We start from the raw sequence: 17,958 nt of genomic DNA, 5'->3' as shown, positions 1-17,958 counted from the left end.
CTCGGTTCGAGATATATCGCGTTCTGCCACCGTAGGACGCCGCCCCGGGCGCCGCAAGGGGTCAGGCGATCACGCCGCTCGCCCGCAGCTCGACGGTCAGGTCCTGCGGGTTGGTCGCCACCGCGACGGCCTCGTCGTACGACACGGACCCGTCCGCGACGAGCTGCGCCAGGTGCTGGTCGAAGGTCTGCATCTTGTAGTAGTCGCCCTGCCGGATCAGGTCCAGCAGCGGCTCCGTGCTGCCCGGGTCCACGATCGCCTCGGCGGTCCGGCCGGTGTTGACCAGCACCTCGATCACCGCGACCCGGCCGTGGCCGTCCGCCCTGCGCACCAGGCGCTGCGAGACGATGCCGCGCAGCGCCTGCGCCAGCGCCACCCGCACCTGCTGCTGCTCGTGCGGCGGGAAGAAGTCGACGATCCGGTTCACGGACTCCGCGGCGTCGATGGTGTGCAGCGTCGACAGCACCAGGTGCCCGGTCTCCGCCGCCGACAGCGCCGCCCGCACCGTCTCCACGTCGCGCATCTCGCCGACGAAGATCACGTCGGGGTCCTGGCGCATCGCCGCCCGCAGCGCGACCGTGAAGTCCGCCGTGTCCTGCCGGATCTCCCGCTGCGAGACGATGCCGCGCTTGTCCTGGTGCAGCACCTCGATCGGGTCCTCGATCGTGACGATGTTGGCCTCGCGCACGGTGTTGATGAGGTCGATCATCGACGCGAGCGTCGTGGTCTTGCCCGAGCCGGTGGGCCCCGTGACCAGCACGAGCCCGCGCGGCTCCAGCGCCAGCTCCCCCACCACGTCCGGGAGCCCGAGCTCCGACATGGACTGCGCCCCCATCGCGACCAGGCGGAACACCAGGCCGTAGGTGCCGCGCGCCTGGTAGGCGTTGACGCGGAACCGGCCGACGCCCGACAGCGAGAACGCGAAGTCGGCCTCGTGCGAGTGCGCGAACTCCTCCGCGAGCTCCGGCGGGAGCACCTCGTCGAGCATGTTCGCGGTGTCCCGCGGCGTCAGCGCGCGCGCCTGGAGGCGGCGCAGCCGGCCGTCGACGCGCACCCGCGGCTCGGACCCGACCTTCACGTGCAGGTCGGAGCCGCCGGCCTGGGCCAGGGCGTGCAGGAGGGGGACGACGGACTGCGGCTGCTCGGTCACCCCCCTGTCATCGGCCGGAACCCCCCGGGGCTTGAACACCCGCGTGCGGCCGGCCCCGGTCCGCGTGCGGCGGCAGCCGCCGGGTGTGGGACGATGGGGGGTCACTGGGCCGTCGAGGCACACCTCGTCCGGCCGGCACGCCAGACCAGGGAGAGATCGATGAGCAAGCGTGGCCGCAAGCGCCGTTCCCGCGCCGGGAGCTCCGCGAACCACGGCAAGCGCCCCAACGCCTGAGGCGCGAGGCGCACGAAGGGCCCGGTGCTCACGCACCGGGCCCTTCGTCGTCCGTCCCGCTCGGCGGCGGCGCCTCAGACGGTCCGCGTGATCCGCAGCTCGGTGAGGCGGGCGTGGATCTTCACCCTCAGGTCCGCCGGGGCCTGCTCCTGGCAGCAGCGCCGCACCAGCTCCTTGAGCATGGTCTCGACCGCCATCTCGTCCAGGCACGGCCGGCACTCCTCGACGTGCGCGCGCACCTGGGCGGCGTCGACCGGCTCGAGCTCGCGGTCCACGTAGGCGAACAGCCGGCCGAGCGCCTGCTCGCACTCCGGACCGCAGCCCCCGGACGACCCCTCGGCCGGCGCCCCCGCCGCCGCGTCCCAGCCCGTCATCGTGCCCTCCCCGTTCCCGTGCCGGTGCCGTCGGGCGCCGGCGCCGCGGCCACGAGCCCCCGGTCGCGGGCGTAGTCGGCCAGCATGTCGCGCAGCTGGCCCCGCCCGCGGTGCAGCCGGGACATCACCGTCCCGATCGGGGTGCCCATGATCTCGGCGATCTCCTTGTAGGCGAAGCCCTCGACGTCCGCGAGGTACACCGCGATCCTGAAGTCCTCCGGGAGCCGCGCGAGCGCGTCCTTCACGTCGGAGTCCGGCAGGTGGTCCAGCGCCTCCGCCTCGGCCGAGCGCAGCCCGGTCGAGGTGTGCGACTCCGCGCGCGCGATCTGCCAGTCCTCGATCTCGTCGGCCTGGGACTGCTGCGGCTCGCGCTGCTTCTTGCGGTACGTGTTGATGAAGGTGTTCGTCAGGATCCGGTACAGCCAGGCCTTGAGGTTCGTGCCCGGCCGGTACTGGTGGAACGCGGCGAACGCCTTCGCGAACGTCTCCTGGACCAGGTCCTCGGCGTCCGACGGGTTGCGCGTCATGCGCAGGGCGGCGCCGTAGAGCTGGTCCAGGTAGACCAGCGCCTCGGCCTCGAACCGCTCGCTGCGCGCCGCGTCGTCCTCGGACTCGGGGGCGCGTGTGGTGTCCTCGCTCATCACCGCCGAGCCTAGTCCGCGCGCGCGGGGCACGCCGGACCGTGCGGGCGCCGACGCGGCGACCGGCACCGGCGCGGTCGCCGGCAGCGTCGCCACCGCGGAGGCGGGCGCAGGGCGTTCCAGGGTCGTACAGCTCATGGCCTGCACAACACGACCGCCCGCCGCGGGCATTCCCGGGCGCGCCGCGCATCGCCGGACACTACGTTGGATGCCAGGTGTCCGTGCGTCGCGGACCGCCGGAGGAGGACGTCATGCTGCTGCGCCGCATCGCCCGACCGCTCTTCGCGTCGTGGTTCCTCAGCGAGGGGGTCGACGCCCTGCGCCGGCCGTCCGCGCACGTCCCCGTGGCCCGGGACGCCGTCGAGCGGCTGAACGCCTCGGTGCCCCGCGGCGCCCTCGGCGGTGCCCTGGACGCGTACCGGCACCCCTCCGACGCGCAGCTCACGACGCTGGTGCGGGCCCACGGCGGCGCCACCGCGCTGGCGGCGCTGCTGCTCGCCACCGGACGCGCGCCGCGCGCCGCCGCGCTGGCGCTCGCCGCCCTCACGCTCCCGCTCGCGGCCGCCGACGCCCCGCCCTCCCGCAAGGAGCGCGCCCACCTCGACGCCGAGCAGAAGAAGGCCCGCAAGGCCCGGTTCCTGCGGGGGCTGTCGCTGACCGGCGGCGCTCTCATCGCCGCCGCCGACACCGCGGGGCGCCCGTCCGTGCGGTGGCGCGTCGAGCACGCGCGCGCCACGCGGGCCGCGGCCGCCTCGGCGGCGGGCGCCGCGTCGGGCGTCGCGGCGGCGGGCAGGGCCGCGCGCCGGACGGTCACGGAGGCCGTGCGCTGACCGTGCGCCCGCGCACCGTCGCGGGCCCGCGCCGCCGCGGGCCCGCGCCGCCGCGTGGACGGGCCCGGCGTCGTCGCGACCCGTCCCGCTAGCCTGCTCGCATGACCCACGCCACCCGCGACGACGTCCCCGCCGGGGTCGGCGCCGCCGCCGACTGGCCCGCCCCCACCGCGGCGCACCCCCTCGACGCGACCGTCGAGGTGCCCGGGTCGAAGTCGCTCACCAACCGGTACCTCGTGCTCGCGGCCCTGGCCGACGGGCCGGGGCGCCTGCGCGCCCCGCTCCGGTCGCGGGACACGCTGCTCATGGCGCAGGCGCTGCGCGACCTCGGCACCACCGTGGAGGACGACCCCGCGTCGCCCGGGGACTGGCTCGTGACGCCCGGGCGGTTCCGGGGCCCGGCCGACGTGCGGTGCGGGCTCGCCGGGACCGTCATGCGGTTCCTGCCCGCCGTGGCCGCTCTCGCGGACGGACCCGTGCGGTTCGACGGCGACGAGGGGGCCCGGGTCCGCCCCATGGGCCCGGTGCTCACGGCCCTGCGCGCCCTCGGGGTCCGGGTCGGCGAGCAGGGCGAGCCCGGGCACCTGCCGTTCACCGTCGACGGCGCCGGGCGGGTGCGGGGCGGCAGCGTGGACGTCGACGCGTCCGGCTCGTCCCAGTTCGTGTCCGGGCTGCTGCTCGCGGCGGCCCGGTTCGACCAGGGGCTGACCGTCCGGCACACCGGCCCGACGCTGCCGAGCCTCCCGCACATCGAGATGACGGTGGCGGTGCTGCGGGCCGCCGGCGTGGTGGTGGACGACTCCCGGCCCGCGATCTGGCGCGTCGAGCCCGGCCCGGTCGCCGCGCGCGACGTCCGCGTGGAGCCGGACCTGTCCAACGCGGCACCGTTCCTGTGCGCGGCGCTGGTCGCCGGCGGGACCGTGCGCGTCCCGGGCTGGCCGGCGTCGACCACCCAGCCGGGAGGCCTGCTGCCGGGCATCCTCGAGCGGATGGGGGCGACGACGCGCCTGGACGGCGACGTGCTGGCCGTCACCGGCACCGGCACGGTCCGCGGGCTCGACCTCGACCTGCACGCCGCGGGCGAGCTCGCGCCGACGATCGCCGCCCTCGCCGCCCTGGCGGACTCCCCCACGCGCCTGCGCGGCATCGCGCACCTGCGCGGCCACGAGACCGACCGGCTCGCGGCGCTCTCCGCCGAGATCACCCGGCTCGGCGGGCAGGCCGAGCAGACCGCCGACGGCCTCGTCATCACGCCGCGGCCCCTGCACGGCGGCACCGTGCGGACGTACGCCGACCACCGCATGGCGACGTTCGGGGCCCTGCTCGGGCTGGCCGTCCCCGGCGTGCTGGTGCAGGACGTGGCGACGACCGCCAAGACGATCCCCGACTTCGTCGGGCTGTGGGACGGGATGCTGGCGTGACCGCCGGCCGCGTCCGGACCCGCGGCACCGCCCGCCCCGCGGGCCGCTGACCGTGGCACGCCGGGCACTCGACGAGTCGGACGTGCGGGTCCGTCCGAGCCGGCGCGGCTCCCGCCCGCGGACGAAGACCCGGCCGGAGCACGCGGACGCCGAGCGGGCGCTCGTCACCGGCGTCGACCGGGGCCGCTACACCGTGCTCGTCGACGCCGACGGCCCCGGCGAGCGGGTCGCGACCGCGATGAAGGCCCGGGAGCTGGGCCGGGAGCGCGTCGTCCCCGGCGACCGCGTCGACCTCGTCGGCGACACGTCCGGCGCGGCGGGCTCGCTCGCGCGCATCGTGCGGATCGCCGACCGGTCGACGGTGCTGCGCCGCACGGCGGACGACACCGACCCCGTCGAGCGCGTCATCGTCGCGAACGCCGACCAGCTCGTCGTCGTCACCGCGCTCGCCGACCCCGAGCCGCGCACCCGGATGATCGACCGCTGCGTGGTCGCCGCCTACGACGCCGGGATGGAGGTCCTGCTGGCGCTCACCAAGGCGGACCTCGCGGACCCGGCGACGCTGCGCGCGCTCTACGAGCCGATCGGCGTACGGGTGGTGGTCACCCGGCGCGACGGCGACGCGATCGAGGGCCTCGACGCGGTGCAGGAGGCGCTGGCCGGCCGCACGTCCGTGCTCGTCGGGCACTCCGGCGTCGGCAAGTCGACCCTCGTCAACGCCCTCGTCCCCGACGCGCTGCGGGCCACGGGCGTCGTCAACGACGTCACCGGCCGCGGGCGGCACACGTCGACGTCCGCGGTCGCGCTCCGCGTCCCGGGGCCCGCCGGCACGTGGGTCATCGACACGCCCGGCGTGCGGTCCTTCGGCCTCGCGCACGTCGACCCGGACCACCTGCTCGGCGCGTTCGCGGACCTCGCGGAGGTCGCCCAGGACTGCCCCCGCGGCTGCACCCACGCGGCGGACGCACCCGACTGCGCGCTCGACGAGTGGGTGGCCGCGGCCCCGGACGACGACGTGCGGGAGGCCCGCGCCGCGCGCGTGGACTCGTTCCGCCGGCTGCTGGTCAGCCGGACCGGCGCGCCCGACCCGGCGGGCTGACCGGCGGGTTCCCGATAGGTTGGGCGCATGACCCGGTACGACGACGACCTGCGCCTCGCCCACGTGATCGCCGACCAGGTGGACGGGCTCACGATGTCGCGCTTCAAGGCGCAGGACCTCCGGGTCGAGACCAAGCCGGACCTCACGCCCGTCTCCGACGCCGACCGGTCGGCCGAGGAGCTCGTGCGGACGCAGCTCTCCCGGACCCGCCCGCGCGACGCGGTGCACGGCGAGGAGATGCCCGACACCGGGCACGGACCGCGGCGCTGGGTCGTCGACCCGATCGACGGGACGAAGAACTTCGTGCGCGGCGTGCCCGTGTGGGCCACCCTCATCGCGCTGCTCGACGGCGACGAGGTGGTGGTCGGGCTGGTCAGCGCACCGGCTCTCGGACGGCGGTGGTGGGCGGCGCAGGGCTCCGGCGCGTGGTCCGGGCGGTCGCTCGCCGCGGCGAGCCGGCTCCAGGTCTCCGAGGTCGGCCGGCTGCAGGACGCGTCGTTCTCCTACTCCAGCCTGAGCGGCTGGGAGGAGCAGGGCCGGCTCGAGCACATGCTGTCGCTCACCCGCCAGGTGTGGCGCACCCGCGCCTACGGGGACTTCTGGTCGCACGTCCTGGTCGCCGAGGGCGCGGTGGACCTGTCGGCGGAGCCCGAGCTGTCGCTGCACGACATGGCGGCGCTCGTGCCGATCGTCACCGAGGCCGGTGGCCGGTTCACCTCGCTGCAGGGCGTCGACGGGCCGTTCGGAGGCTCCGCCCTGGTGTCCAACGGCCGGCTGCACGGCGCGGCGCTGCAGGTGCTGGACCCGCTGCTCGAGCGCTGAGGGGTCCCTCCGGCGGTGCCGGGGTCGGACGGCCGGGCCGGGCGCGGGATCGGCGCGCGGTCGGCGCGGGGTCGGCGCGCGGTCAGCGCGGGATGCGGTCGAGCTCGGTGACGTCGTACCAGAGCAGGTCGCGCTCGGCCAGGGCGTCGAGCGCCGCGTCGTCGCCGTCGAGCGCACGGGCCACCTCGTCGCGGGCCGCGGGCTCGTCCACGTGCGCGCACACCACGTCGTCCAGCGCCACGGGTGACGTCAGCGAGACCAGGCTCGCGGCCTCGTCGCCCGCGTCCTCGTCCCCGGGCGCCGCCTCGCGGACGGCGTCGTCCGGCACCTCCACCGTCACGACCAGGCGCAGCCCGGTCGCCTCGGGGCGCGCGGCCAGCAGCACGAGCGCGTCGTCCGCCGCCATGAGCTGGGCGGCGAACTCCACGCCCTCCTCGTCCTCGTCGGGCAGCAGCGCGGCCAGCGCCGGCGTGACCGCGTGGGCACGCCGGGGGGCGGCGAGAGGGGTGCCGGCACCCAGCAGGGCATCGAGCTCGTCGAGGGTCGCAGGCAGGTAGAGGCGCACGGCACCAGTGTGCCCGCCCGCGCGCCGTGCACGGTGCACATCCGGGACGAACCGGGGCGAGTGTGGTCGAGACGACGCCGTCGTCCCCAGGCTGCGCGGCCGGATTGGTGGGGGCGCCGGGGTGCCGGGTAGACCTGGCGTCCCCTTGCGCCCCAGAGCCCCGACGGAGGACACATGACGAGCAGCCAGCGCCCCACGACCGGCCCCCTGGACGGGTCCGCGCTCCCGTGCGCCACCGCGGGACGACCGCCGGCGGTGCACCCATGAGCACCGCGGTGGAGGTGCGGCTCGTGCCGGCCCCGCCGACGACGACGTCGGCGGACACGACCGCGCCCACCACCGCGTCCGCCCCGCGCCCCCTCCCGTCCGGAGGCGTCGACCGGGGCACCCCGGCGCCGGACGCGCGCGCCACGGCGGGACCGGCCGACAGGACGACGACCCCGCTGCCGGCCCGGCACCGCCCTCCCCGCCGGTCCGCAGGGGGGACCGGCGGGGCCGCCGCGCACCAGCCGGTCGTGCAGCGCCTCGGCGCGGGCGGCGTCGCCGCGTACAGCCACGCCGTCCCCGACGACGCCCCGACCGATCCGGTGCCGGTGCCGGCGCTGCCCCCGGGCTCCCCCGGCGGGGCCGCGGCCACCCTGGACCCACGGCAGGCGTGCTGCATGGTCGCGCTCGCCGCCGTGGAGGTGCTCGCGGGCACGCGGCCGCTCGCCCAGCTCGCCCGCTGGGTCACCCCGGAGGTCTACGACACGCTCGCCCGCCGCGCCGTCCTCACCGCTCCGCGCAGCCGCGTGCTGGACCCGGTGGCGGCGCCGTCCGACCTGGCGGGGCACGCCGGGACCCCGGTGCGCCGGCCGTCGGTGCGGCGGGTCCGCGCGGTCGCGGTCGGCCAGGACGCGCTCGAGGCGTCCGTGGTCGTCGCCCACGCGGGCCGCGTGCGGGCCGTCGCGATCCGGCTCACCCGGGCGACCGGGCGGTGGCGGGCCGCGGCCCTGGTGGTGGGCTGACGACGGAGGGCGGCCGGTGGTCCCGGCCGCCCTCCGTCCGCGACGCCCGGTTCAGCCCCGGCGGCGCTGCTGCTTGGCGGCCTTGCGACGTGCCTCGCGGTTGCCGCCCGCGTCGTCCGCCCCGTCAGGGCGCCCGGACGCCGCCGGGGCCGACGCGGCGGGTGCGCCCGCGGCGGGACCGGCTGCGCGGCGGCCGCTGCGCGTCACCTGCGCGCCGCTGTCGCCGTCGACGCTCGGGGCCGAGTACTGCAGCGGCACACGCTGCTCCGGGCCGTCGATCCCCTTCGCGACCAGCACGGGCTCCGAGCCGTCGCCCGCGCCCTCCGCGGCTGCCGGCGCGTCCCCGGCGGGGGCCCCGGCGGCGGCGGGCTGCGCCGGCTCGGCGACCTTGACCTCGAGGTTGAACAGGAACCCGACGGCCTCGTCCTTGATGGACCCGGTCATCGCCTGGAACAGCTGGAAGCCCTCGCGCTGGTACTCGATGAGCGGGTCGCGCTGCGCCATCGCCCGCAGGCCGATGCCCTCCTTGAGGTAGTCCATCTCGTAGAGGTGCTCACGCCACTTGCGGTCCAGCACGGACAGCACGACGCGGCGCTCGAGCTGGCGCATGTTCGCCTCGCCGAGGCTCTGCTCGCGCTCCTGGTAGGCGATCCGGGCGTCCGACAGCAGCTCGGTGCGCAGCAGCTCCGGCGTCACGCGGCCGAGCCCGCCGGCCTGCTCGACGACCTCGTCGACCTCGATCGAGACCGGGTAGACCGCCTTGAGCGACGCCCAGAGCTGCTCCAGGTCCCAGTCCTCCGGGTGGCCCTCCCCCGTCGCCGCGGCGACGTAGTCGTCCACCACGTCCTCGAGGAAGTGCTGCACCTGGTCCTGCAGGTCCTCGCCCTCGAGCACGCGGCGGCGCTGCTCGTAGATGACCTCGCGCTGCCGCGACAGGACGTCGTCGTACTTCAGCACGTTCTTGCGGATCTCGAAGTTGCGGGCCTCGACCTGCGACTGCGCCGACCGGATGCCCCGCGTCACGATCTTCGACTCGAGCGGCAGGTCGTCCGGGAAGCCGGCGCGGGTCATCATCGACTCGGCGAGCCCGGAGTTGAACAGCCGCATGAGGTCGTCCTGCAGCGACAGGTAGAACCGGGACTCGCCCGGGTCGCCCTGGCGGCCGGAGCGCCCGCGGAGCTGGTTGTCGATGCGCCGCGACTCGTGGCGCTCCGTGCCGAGCACGTACAGGCCACCGAGCTCGACGACCTCGTCGTGCTCCGCCGCCACGGCCGCCTTGGCCTTCTCCAGCGCCTCGGGCCACGCGGCCTCGTACTCCTCCGGGCTCTCCTTCGGGTCGAGCCCGCGGGCGGCCAGGTCGGCGACGGCCATGAACTCGGCGTTGCCGCCGAGCATGATGTCGGTGCCACGGCCCGCCATGTTGGTCGCGACCGTGACGGCGCCCTTGCGGCCGGCCTGCGCGACGATCGACGCCTCGCGCGCGTGCTGCTTGGCGTTGAGGACCTCGTGCGGGACCCCGGCCTTGCGCAGCTTGCGGGACAGCAGCTCGGACTTCTCGACGCTGGTGGTGCCGACGAGGACAGGCTGGCCGTTGGCGTGCCGCTCGACGATGTCGGCGACGACCGCGTCGAACTTGCCCTCCTCGGCCTTGTAGACGAGGTCGGCCTGGTCGATGCGCTGCATCGGGCGGTTCGTCGGGATGGGCACGACGCCCAGCTTGTACGTGCCCTGGAACTCGGCCGCCTCCGTCTCGGCGGTACCGGTCATGCCCGCGAGCTTGTCGTACAGGCGGAAGTAGTTCTGGAGCGTGATGGTGGCGAGCGTCTGGTTCTCCGCCTTGATGGCGACGCCCTCCTTGGCCTCGATGGCCTGGTGCATGCCCTCGTTGTAGCGGCGGCCCGGCAGGACGCGGCCGGTGTGCTCGTCGACGATGAGCACCTCGCCCTTGTCGACGATGTAGTCCTTGTCCCGCTTGAAGAGCTCCTTGGCCTTGATGGCGTTGTTGAGGAACCCGATCAGCGGGGTGTTGAGCGACTCGTACAGGTTGTCGATGCCGAGGTAGTCCTCGACCCGCTCGATCCCGGGCTCCAGCACGCCGATGGTGCGCTTCTTCTCGTCGACCTCGTAGTCGCGCTCGGGCTGCAGCCGGCGCACGACCTTCGCGAACTCCGCGTACCAGCGGTTCGCGTCGCCCGACGCGGGGCCGGAGATGATGAGCGGGGTGCGGGCCTCGTCGATGAGGATCGAGTCCACCTCGTCGACGATCGCGAAGTGGTGGCCGCGCTGCACGAGCTCGTCGGTGCTCCACGCCATGTTGTCGCGCAGGAAGTCGAAGCCGAACTCGTTGTTGGTGCCGTACGTGATGTCGGCGGCGTACTGCACGCGCCGCTCGGCCGGGGTCTGCCCCTGGAGGATGACGCCCGTCGTCAGGCCGAGGAACCGGTAGACCCGGCCCATGAGGTCGGCCTGGTAGCTCGCCAGGTAGTCGTTGACCGTGACGACGTGCACGCCCTTGCCGGTCAGCGCGTTGAGGTAGGCCGGCGCGGTGGCGACCAGCGTCTTGCCCTCACCGGTCTTCATCTCGGCGATGTTGCCCAGGTGCAGCGCGGCCCCGCCCATGAGCTGGACGTCGAAGTGGCGCTGACCGAGCGTGCGGCGCGCGGCCTCGCGCACCGCCGCGAACGCCTCGGCGAGCACGTCGTCGAGCGTCTCGCCGTCGGCGAGCCGGGCCTTGAAGCGGTCGGTCTCCTCGCGCAGCTCCGCGTCCGACAGCGCCGTGAAGCTGTCCTCCAGGGCGTTGACCTGCTGGGCGACGCCCGACAGCTTCTTGAGGATCCGTCCCTCGCCCAGGCGGAGGACCTTCTCGAGGATCGCAGGCACGTGCACTCCCGACTCGCTGCGCCCCCGGCGCGGTTGCGCGGGGCGTCCTGGCGTCCCGACCGCACAGCCGGGCCCCGTCCATCGTAGGTGAGCGACGCCGACCGGCAGCAAACCGCGCGCCCCGGCGTGGACGGCGACGTCAGGCGGCCGCGAGCGCGGCGGCGAGCACTCCCGCGAGCGACCCGCGGGGCGCCCCGTCCTTGCCGCCGACGACCACGTCGTCGAGACCCAGCCAGCCGGCCAGCAGCCGCAGCTCGTCCGCGAGGTCGGCCGCGACCTCGCCGGCGTCGTCCCGGGCGCCGTCGGCCGTCCCCGGGCCCGGCGCCGGCGCCGGCGGCTCGTGCGCGGCGTGGACGCGCAGCACCCCGGCCGCCCGGTCGGCCTTGAGGTCGACGAGGGCCGCGAGCCGCTCGCCCCGCAGGAACGGCAGCACGTAGTACCCGTGCACCCGCTGCGCCTCGGGCACGTAGATCTCGATGCGGTAGCGCAGGCCGAAGAGCTCCTCCAGGCGGCGGCGCTCGAACACCAGCGGGTCGAACGGGCTGAGCAGCGCGCGCCCGGTGGCGCGCCGCGGCAGGTCGGCGTCCGCGTGCAGGTACACGGGACGCTCCCAGCCGGACACCCGGACGGGGGCGAGCGTGCCGTCCTCGACGAGCTCGTCGAGCGCCCGGCGCGCCCGCGGCCCCTTGATGCGGAAGTAGTCGAGCAGGCACCGCGCCGAGGCGACCCCGTGCGCGCGGGCGGCGATCGCGAGCAACTCGCGCACGGCCGCGGCCTCGTCCGGCTCCGGGGCGGCCAGCACCTCGGGGGGCAGCACGCGCGACGTCAGGTCGTAGCAGCGCTCGAACTGGGCGTTCCGCCGCGCGGACGCCACCTCCCCGGTGAAGAACAGGAACTCGAGCACCCGCTTCGCGGCCGTCCAGTTCCACCCCCAGTCCGTGCGCGTGCGCGGGTGGTCCGCCTCGACGTGCGCGTGGACCTCGGAGGCGGTCAGCGGGCCGTCCGCCTCGATCATCGCCAGCACGTCGGCCACCAGGGGCGAGTACCGCAGGGGCACCTCCCGGATCGAGCCCCACGCGTAGTCCAGGTACCGCCGGCGCCGCCAGCCGAGCAGGGCGTACGTCTCCGGCGACACGTACGACGCCTCGTGCGCCCAGGTCTCCACGAGCCGCCGCGGCGCGCGCCCCGACGCGCGGTCGAGCAGCGCCGCGTCGTAGGGGCCCACCCGCGAGAACGTGGGCATGAGGTGGGCCCGGGCCAGCACGTTGACCGAGTCGATCTGGAGCAGGCCCACCCGGTCCACGACCTGCTGGAGGTGGCGCATGGTCGCCGGGCCGGTGCGCGGCGCGCGGGGACGGTCGAGGCCCTGGGCGCGGAGGGCGACGCGGCGGGCCTGCGAGAGCGACAGCGTGCCGCCGGGCCGGTGCGCCGTCCCGCGGGGCGGGGCGGGGGCGGTCGTCGAGCTCATCCGCCCATCCTGCCGCCCGCCACCGACACCGCCCGCGCGGGGGGCTGCGGCGCCGCGGGAACGGGAGCGCCGGCGGCAACGGCAGCGCCCGCCGGCTCCGTGCCGGCGGGCGCTGCCGTGCGGGTCCGGACGGTCGCCGTCCCCGCGTTCCGCCTCAGCGCTGGGCGACCGCCCCGGCGGGCGCGGTGCCGCTGCCCACCGTGGTGACCGCGGCGTCGAGCTTGATCACGCCGTAGCTCCAGCCACGGCGCCGGTACGCGACCGAGGGCTGCGCCGTCTCCGCGTCCACGAACAGGAAGAAGTCGTGCCCGACGAGCTCCATCTCGTACAGCGCGTCGTCGATGGTCATCGGCTGGGCCAGGTGCACCTTCTCGCGGATCACCACCGGCGAGTCCCCGAGGGTGGTCTCGACCACGCCGTCCTCGGACGGCTCGGGCGCGAGGTCCTGCGGCTCGGGCTCGGGCTCGGCGGGGACCGGCACGGCGCCGGACGGCGGCTGCGAGCGGCCGCGGTGGTTCTTGCGCCGGTCGCGCGCCCGGCGCAGCCGCTCCGTCAGCTTGTCGATCGCCAGGTCGAACGCCCCGTAGCGGTCGTCCGCGCACGCCTCGGCCCGGATCACCGGTCCCTTGCCGACCACGGTGAGCTCGACCCGCTCGGCGGCCGCGGCCTGCCGGGGGTTGGACTCGTGGGTCACCTCGACGTCGATGCGCTGCGCACGGGGCGCGAGCTGCTCGAGCTTGGCGAGCTTGTCCGTCACGTGCTGACGGAACCGCTCGGGGACGTCGGTGTGACGGCCTGCGACGACGATCTCCATGGGATACCTCCTGGAGGTCCGGGGGGCGGGGTCGTCCCCGCCCGGCAGCGTGCTCTCGAACGCCCTCGTGGGGCGGGATGCGGGCACCACCTCCTCGTGCGGGCGCGCCCGCCGAGACCCGGGAACCGGGTGACGTCCGTGCCGCCCGGCTGCTCTGGGGCACCACGCTAGCCCGGCGCGGTCGCTGGTTCCAACCAGGACGGCGGCGCGCCGGGCGGAGGGGTGACGGCGAGCACCACGGCGCCGCGCGGGCGGGCGCCCTCCCGCTCCAGCGCGGCCCGGCAGGCGGCCAGCGTCGCCCCCGTCGTCAGGACGTCGTCGACCAGCATCACGTCGGCGCCCGCGAGAGCGGTCCGGGCACCCGTGCGCACCCGCACCCGGCCGGCGAGGTTGGCCGCGCGCCCGCGGACGCCGAGCCCCACCTGGTCCGCTCCCCCGCGCCGGAGCCGCAGCGCGGGGAGCACCGGCACGCCGGGCGCGCCCGGGGGCCACCCCGCCAGGCCCAGGGACCGCCCCGCCGGGCCCGGCCCGCCCGGGAACCGCCCCGCCGAGCCCGGCCCGCTCGTGGCGCCCCCGGCCGCCGCGGCGCGGTGCGTCCCCGGGCCGGGGGCACCGCGTCCGCGAACCCCGCGGCGAGGGCGCCCGCCAGCCCGGCGACGAGGTCCTCCCCGCGCCGCGCCGCACCCGCCCGCGAGGCCGGCGCCGGCACCACGACCCACCGGCCCGGTGGCGACGCCGCCGCCACGGCGGGCGCCGCACGGCGCACCACGGCCGCGAACCAGGGCGACACGTCGGCGCGCCCGCGGTCCTTCCACGCCACGACGGCGCTCCGCACGACGCCCGTGCCCACCGCGAGCGCCCAGACCGGCAGCACGGTCCCGTCGAGGCGGTCGAGCCGGCCGGCGGCGTGCTCGCACCGGCGGGGAGGGCCGGACCAGCGCCGCAGGCACGCCGGGCACAGCGCGCGGCCGGGCGCCCCGCAGCCGGCGCAGGTCACCGGGAGCACCAGGTCCACCAGGTCGTGCAGCAGCCTCGTCATCCCGCCATGCTGCGTGCCCGGGGGCCCGCCACGCCGCCGGCGTCCCCAGGCGCCCGGCTCCCGCACGGGGTGCCGTCCTGGGGAGGGGTCGGCGCCCGCTCAGCCCGCGAACGACGGGTCGCGCACGCCGTCCGCGACCCGCTCCCAGCTGGACCCGGACCGGGCGTACAGCGCCCCGTCGGCGGTGGTGACGTACAGCGCCCCGTCGCCCTTGCCGCCGGCGATGTCCACGGAGTCCACGATCGGCGGGCGCGCCTGCACCTGACCGGACAGCGGCACGAGGTGGTACACGTCGGTCGTGGTGCTGCCGGAGCGCCCGAGCACGCCGAGCGTGCTCTCGTCGACCCACACGACGCGGGACGCGTCCAGCAGCGTCACGCCGGTGCGCCACGCCTCGCCCACCACCTGCGGCGTGCCGGAGTCGTCGCGCACCACGGCGGCGACGTCCACCCGCACGCCGTCCGACCCGGACGACACCACCGCGACCCGGGTGGCGTCCCGGGCCATCCGCACCGAGCGGACCGTGCGGTCCTGCAGCCACTCCGCCTCGACCTCGACCGACGTGCCCTCCGCGTCGACCGCCAGCAGGCGCCCGGGGGCCGACGGCGAGGCCGTCCAGACCCACCCGAGCCGGTCCACGGACGGCGCGACCAGGTCCGGCTCGCGCAGCAGCAGCTGCGACGGGGCGCCCGTCATCGGCACCGTGACCAGCCGGTCCGTGCCGGACAGCATGACGCGCAGGTCGCCGGCGCCGTCCCGCGCCGGCTCCCGGGCGTCGAGCCCCGCCAGGGACGCCACACCCTCGACGTCGACGAGGTCGCCCTGGTCGAGCCGGACCAGCCCGCCGTCGTGCAGCGCCTCGAGCGACCCGCCCCAGTCCTGCCCGCGCTCCAGCTCCGCGGGCTCGGCGCCCAGCGGCACGCCGCCGGCCGTCACGTCCACGGCGCGCACGCGGGCGATGCGCAGCGACGCCTCGAGCTGCGCCTGCAGCAGCGCCCGGTCCTCCGGCTCGGGCGGCAGCGAGCCCGCGGACAGGCTGACCGCCGCGCGGCCCTCGTCGTCGACCGAGACGGCGTCCGGCTGCAGCGCGGCCCCCTCGGGGATGGGGTTGCGCACGGCGTCGCGCAGCCAGTCGGACGGGCCGGCGATGAGCGCGCGCACGATGGAGGTCGCGAGGTTCCGCACGGGGAACCAGCGCGTCTCCGGCACGAGGAACAGGCCGTCGCCCGAGACGAAGTACACGGTCGCCGACCGGTAGATCGCCTCGAAGTTCGGCTGCGACAGCACGACGCCGTCCTCGAGGCCGGAGATGCGCCACTGCCCGTCGTCGTCCTGCACGAGGTCGAAGACCAGCGACTCCTCCGCGTCCGGCCCCGCCTGCGCGTACCGGCCCTCCGCGTCGATCCGGGCCGCGACGCGGATGGTCACCTGGACCTGGTACTGGCCCTCGAGGCGGATGTCGGGGCTCGACGCGGTGGAGTACACGACGACGCGCTCGCGCGGGCTCCAGGAGCGGCGGGCCTCGCCGGACAGGTACTCGCGGGCGTTGCGGAAGTCGTCCCCGGCGTCGGCGGTGGTGGTCGTGTCGCGGCTGAACCCGGCGGCGCTCGCGCCGAGGAACCCCCGCACGATGTCCTCCTGCGAGCCGTCCTGCGGCGGCGGGTCGCCCAGCGGCTCCACGGGGCCCTGGTCGGTGACGCCCTCGACGCCGACGCCCACGGGGCCGGAGGTCGGGATGCCGACGCAGCCCGCCAGAGTGAGGAGCAGGGCGGCCAGCAGGCCCGCGAGGGCTGCGCGGCTCCGGTACCGGGGTGTCATCCGTCCTCCCGGGACGTGGGACGGGCCGCGGCCTTGCGCCGGGCCACCGCCTGCTGCGCCTCGCGCGCCCGCTCGACGACGTCGAACGAGCCGGTGGTCGGCGGCAGGTCGGGCAGGGCCGCCGGGTCGGCGCCGCGCTCCGCCGCGCCCGCGTCGTCGGGACGCGGGTCGGCCTCCGGCTCCGCGGGCGGCTCCAGCGGCAGCGGCGACCCGGACAGCACGATGCCCGCGCGGCGCGGCAGCGTCAGGCGGAACGAGGCGCCCTGCCGCGGCCGGCCCCAGGCCTCCAGCCAGCCGCCGTGCAGGTGGGCGTCCTCCAGCGAGATCGCGAGGCCGAGCCCCGTGCCGCCGGTCGTCCGCGCGCGGGCGGGGTCCGCGCGCCAGAACCTGTCGAACACGTGCTCGGCCTCGTCGCGCGTCATGCCGACGCCGTGGTCGCGCACCGTGACGGCGACCGCGCGGTCGTCGGCGCCCACCGTGACCTCCACGTCGGTGCCGTCGGCGTGCTCGATCGCGTTCACCAGGAGGTTGCGCAGCACCCGCTCGACGCGACGCGGGTCGACGTCGGCGACGCAGGTCTCCTCGGGCTGGGTGACCGAGATCCAGGTGCCCTTGCGCCCGGCGAGGGGCACGGCCTGGTCCACGGCGGCGCCGACGATGTCGCGCACGTCCCGCGCCTCGGCGTCCAGCACCGCGGCGCCCGCGTCGAACCGGCTGATCTCCAGCAGGTCGCCGAGCAGGTCCTCGAACCGGTCGAGCTGCTGCTGCAGCAGCTCCGCCGACCGCCGCACGGCCGGCGGGAAGTCGTCGCGGGACTCGTAGAGCATCTCGCCGGCCATCCGCACCGTCGTCAGCGGGGTGCGCAGCTCGTGCGAGACGTCGGAGACGAAGCGCCGCTGGAGCGCCGAGAGGTTCTCCATCCGCACGATCTGGTCCTGCAGGCTCTCGGTCATCTCGTTGAACGACCGCCCCAGCCGCGCGAGCTCGTCCTCGCCCCGCACCGCCATGCGCTCGTCGAGGTTGCCGTCCGCGATGCGCTCCGCGACGTGCGCCGCGAGCCGCACGGGCCGCACGACCTGCCGCGTGACGAGCCAGGTCATCGTGACGAGCAGGGCCACGAGCGCGACGCCGGCGATGCCCAGGACGCCCAGCAGGAAGTCGAGGCGGTCCTGCTCGGCCTGCAGCGAGTACAGGAAGTACAGCTCGTAGGAGCCGGCGGACGGCACGGTGACGACCTGCCCCACGACGACCCCGGGCTCGACCCGGCCCGTCCCGGAGGACGTCGCCGGCCACGCGACGGACTCCCAGCGCTGGCCGTCGTTGCGGGCGGTCGCGTCGCGCAGCTCGTCCGACACGAGCTGGAGCAGCGTGGAGTCCGACGCCGGACTCGTCACGAGGATCGGCTGCTGCTGCCCGCGCGTGCGCAGGATGAAGACCTCGCGCTCCCCCGAGCCGCCGGAGCGCAGCGCGCTGACCATGTCGTTGAGGAGCTGCTGGATCTCCGGGGCGGTGGCCGCCGTCGAGGCGTCGAACGTCTTCTGGGCCTGAGCCGCCGACCGCGCGGACTCCGCGAGCACCTGGTCGACCCGGGCCGTGAACAGCCCGTCGCGCACGCTGATCGACAGGTACCCGCCGAGCACGACGAGCGCCACCAGCCCCGCGGCCAGCGTCCAGGTGATGACGCGCGCCTGCAGCGAGCCGCGCCAGCCGCGCACGAGCCGGCGCAGCCGCGCGGCGGTCCGCACGGCCAGCAGGCGGCGCACCCGCGTCGACCGTCCCGGCGCCCCCGGCGAGAA

At 76.3% G+C, this 17,958-nt stretch carries 16 protein-coding genes; 6 read left to right on the top strand and 10 right to left on the bottom strand.

What is annotated here, in order from left to right; genetic code table 11:
• Window positions 1-61: 61 nt before the first annotated feature.
• The gene (locus P9841_RS17220; protein ID WP_283319806.1) at window positions 62-1,150 is read right to left on the bottom strand and encodes a type IV pilus twitching motility protein PilT; all 1,089 of its coding nucleotides are present in this window, start codon (window positions 1,148-1,150) and stop codon (window positions 62-64) included.
• A 159-nt stretch (window positions 1,151-1,309) separates the two neighbouring features.
• Between P9841_RS17220 and P9841_RS19200 the strand changes: the two genes are divergently transcribed.
• Window positions 1,310-1,384, top strand: a complete 75-nt coding sequence (locus P9841_RS19200; RefSeq protein WP_123371254.1) for a 50S ribosomal protein bL37 — start codon at window positions 1,310-1,312, stop codon at window positions 1,382-1,384.
• Window positions 1,385-1,458: 74 nt separating this feature from the next.
• Here P9841_RS19200 and rsrA read toward each other — a convergent pair whose 3' ends face one another.
• Together rsrA and P9841_RS17210 are read right to left on the bottom strand one after the other, a co-directional pair.
• A complete protein-coding gene (gene rsrA, locus P9841_RS17215) occupies window positions 1,459-1,758 on the bottom strand; it encodes a mycothiol system anti-sigma-R factor (RefSeq protein ID WP_283319805.1) in 300 nt (99 codons plus the stop codon).
• On the bottom strand, window positions 1,755-2,537 hold the full coding sequence (locus tag P9841_RS17210) for a sigma-70 family RNA polymerase sigma factor (protein WP_283319804.1): 783 nt from the start codon (window positions 2,535-2,537) through the stop codon (window positions 1,755-1,757). Before P9841_RS17210 ends, rsrA begins: the two co-directional genes overlap by 4 nt.
• A gap of 77 nt (window positions 2,538-2,614) precedes the next feature.
• Here P9841_RS17210 and P9841_RS17205 point away from each other — a divergent pair, with 77 nt between their 5' ends.
• The 4 genes from P9841_RS17205 to hisN all read left to right on the top strand — a co-directional run bounded on the left by P9841_RS17205 (window position 2,615) and on the right by hisN (window position 6,571).
• On the top strand, window positions 2,615-3,229 hold the full coding sequence (locus P9841_RS17205) for a DoxX family protein (RefSeq protein ID WP_283319803.1): 615 nt from the start codon (window positions 2,615-2,617) through the stop codon (window positions 3,227-3,229).
• 101 nt (window positions 3,230-3,330) lie between these two features.
• The gene (gene aroA, locus P9841_RS17200) at window positions 3,331-4,650 is read left to right on the top strand and encodes a 3-phosphoshikimate 1-carboxyvinyltransferase (protein ID WP_283319802.1); all 1,320 of its coding nucleotides are present in this window, start codon (window positions 3,331-3,333) and stop codon (window positions 4,648-4,650) included.
• Between the two features lie 52 nt (window positions 4,651-4,702).
• A complete protein-coding gene (rsgA, locus tag P9841_RS17195) occupies window positions 4,703-5,749 on the top strand; it encodes a ribosome small subunit-dependent GTPase A (protein WP_283319801.1) in 1,047 nt (348 codons plus the stop codon).
• 27 nt (window positions 5,750-5,776) lie between these two features.
• On the top strand, window positions 5,777-6,571 hold the full coding sequence (gene hisN, locus P9841_RS17190) for a histidinol-phosphatase (protein WP_283319800.1): 795 nt from the start codon (window positions 5,777-5,779) through the stop codon (window positions 6,569-6,571).
• A gap of 82 nt (window positions 6,572-6,653) precedes the next feature.
• Here hisN and P9841_RS17185 read toward each other — a convergent pair whose 3' ends face one another.
• Window positions 6,654-7,136, bottom strand: coding sequence for a DUF6912 family protein (locus P9841_RS17185; RefSeq protein ID WP_283319799.1), 483 nt, complete (start codon window positions 7,134-7,136; stop codon window positions 6,654-6,656).
• Between the two features lie 263 nt (window positions 7,137-7,399).
• Here P9841_RS17185 and P9841_RS17180 point away from each other — a divergent pair, with 263 nt between their 5' ends.
• Window positions 7,400-8,143 (top strand): Rv3235 family protein, encoded by a 744-nt coding sequence (locus tag P9841_RS17180; RefSeq protein ID WP_283319798.1) that lies wholly within the window; start codon window positions 7,400-7,402, stop codon window positions 8,141-8,143.
• 51 nt (window positions 8,144-8,194) lie between these two features.
• Here P9841_RS17180 and secA read toward each other — a convergent pair whose 3' ends face one another.
• From secA to mtrB, 6 genes are all read right to left on the bottom strand, one after another.
• A complete protein-coding gene (secA, locus tag P9841_RS17175) occupies window positions 8,195-11,023 on the bottom strand; it encodes a preprotein translocase subunit SecA (protein WP_283319797.1) in 2,829 nt (942 codons plus the stop codon).
• A 139-nt stretch (window positions 11,024-11,162) separates the two neighbouring features.
• Window positions 11,163-12,491, bottom strand: a complete 1,329-nt coding sequence (locus P9841_RS17170; protein ID WP_283319796.1) for a winged helix-turn-helix domain-containing protein — start codon at window positions 12,489-12,491, stop codon at window positions 11,163-11,165.
• Between the two features lie 154 nt (window positions 12,492-12,645).
• Entirely contained in the window at window positions 12,646-13,305 is a 660-nt protein-coding gene (gene hpf / locus P9841_RS17165; RefSeq protein WP_283319795.1) for a ribosome hibernation-promoting factor, HPF/YfiA family, read from the bottom strand.
• Window positions 13,306-13,472: 167 nt separating this feature from the next.
• On the bottom strand, window positions 13,473-13,775 hold the full coding sequence (locus P9841_RS17160) for a ComF family protein (RefSeq protein WP_283319794.1): 303 nt from the start codon (window positions 13,773-13,775) through the stop codon (window positions 13,473-13,475).
• Between the two features lie 668 nt (window positions 13,776-14,443).
• Window positions 14,444-16,162: an LpqB family beta-propeller domain-containing protein gene (locus tag P9841_RS17155; RefSeq protein ID WP_283319793.1), complete on the bottom strand. Its 1,719-nt coding sequence runs from the start codon at window positions 16,160-16,162 to the stop codon at window positions 14,444-14,446.
• Entirely contained in the window at window positions 16,159-17,925 is a 1,767-nt protein-coding gene (mtrB, locus tag P9841_RS17150) for an MtrAB system histidine kinase MtrB (RefSeq protein ID WP_283319792.1), read from the bottom strand. The genes P9841_RS17155 and mtrB overlap by 4 nt, the downstream gene beginning before the upstream one ends.
• Window positions 17,926-17,958: the final 33 nt, after the last annotated feature.

This window comes from Cellulomonas sp. ES6, assembly GCF_030053835.1.
GTDB lineage: Bacteria > Actinomycetota > Actinomycetes > Actinomycetales > Cellulomonadaceae > Cellulomonas.
Note: the sequence above shows the minus strand (reverse complement) of the source record. Positions and strands in the feature narration are given on the sequence as shown.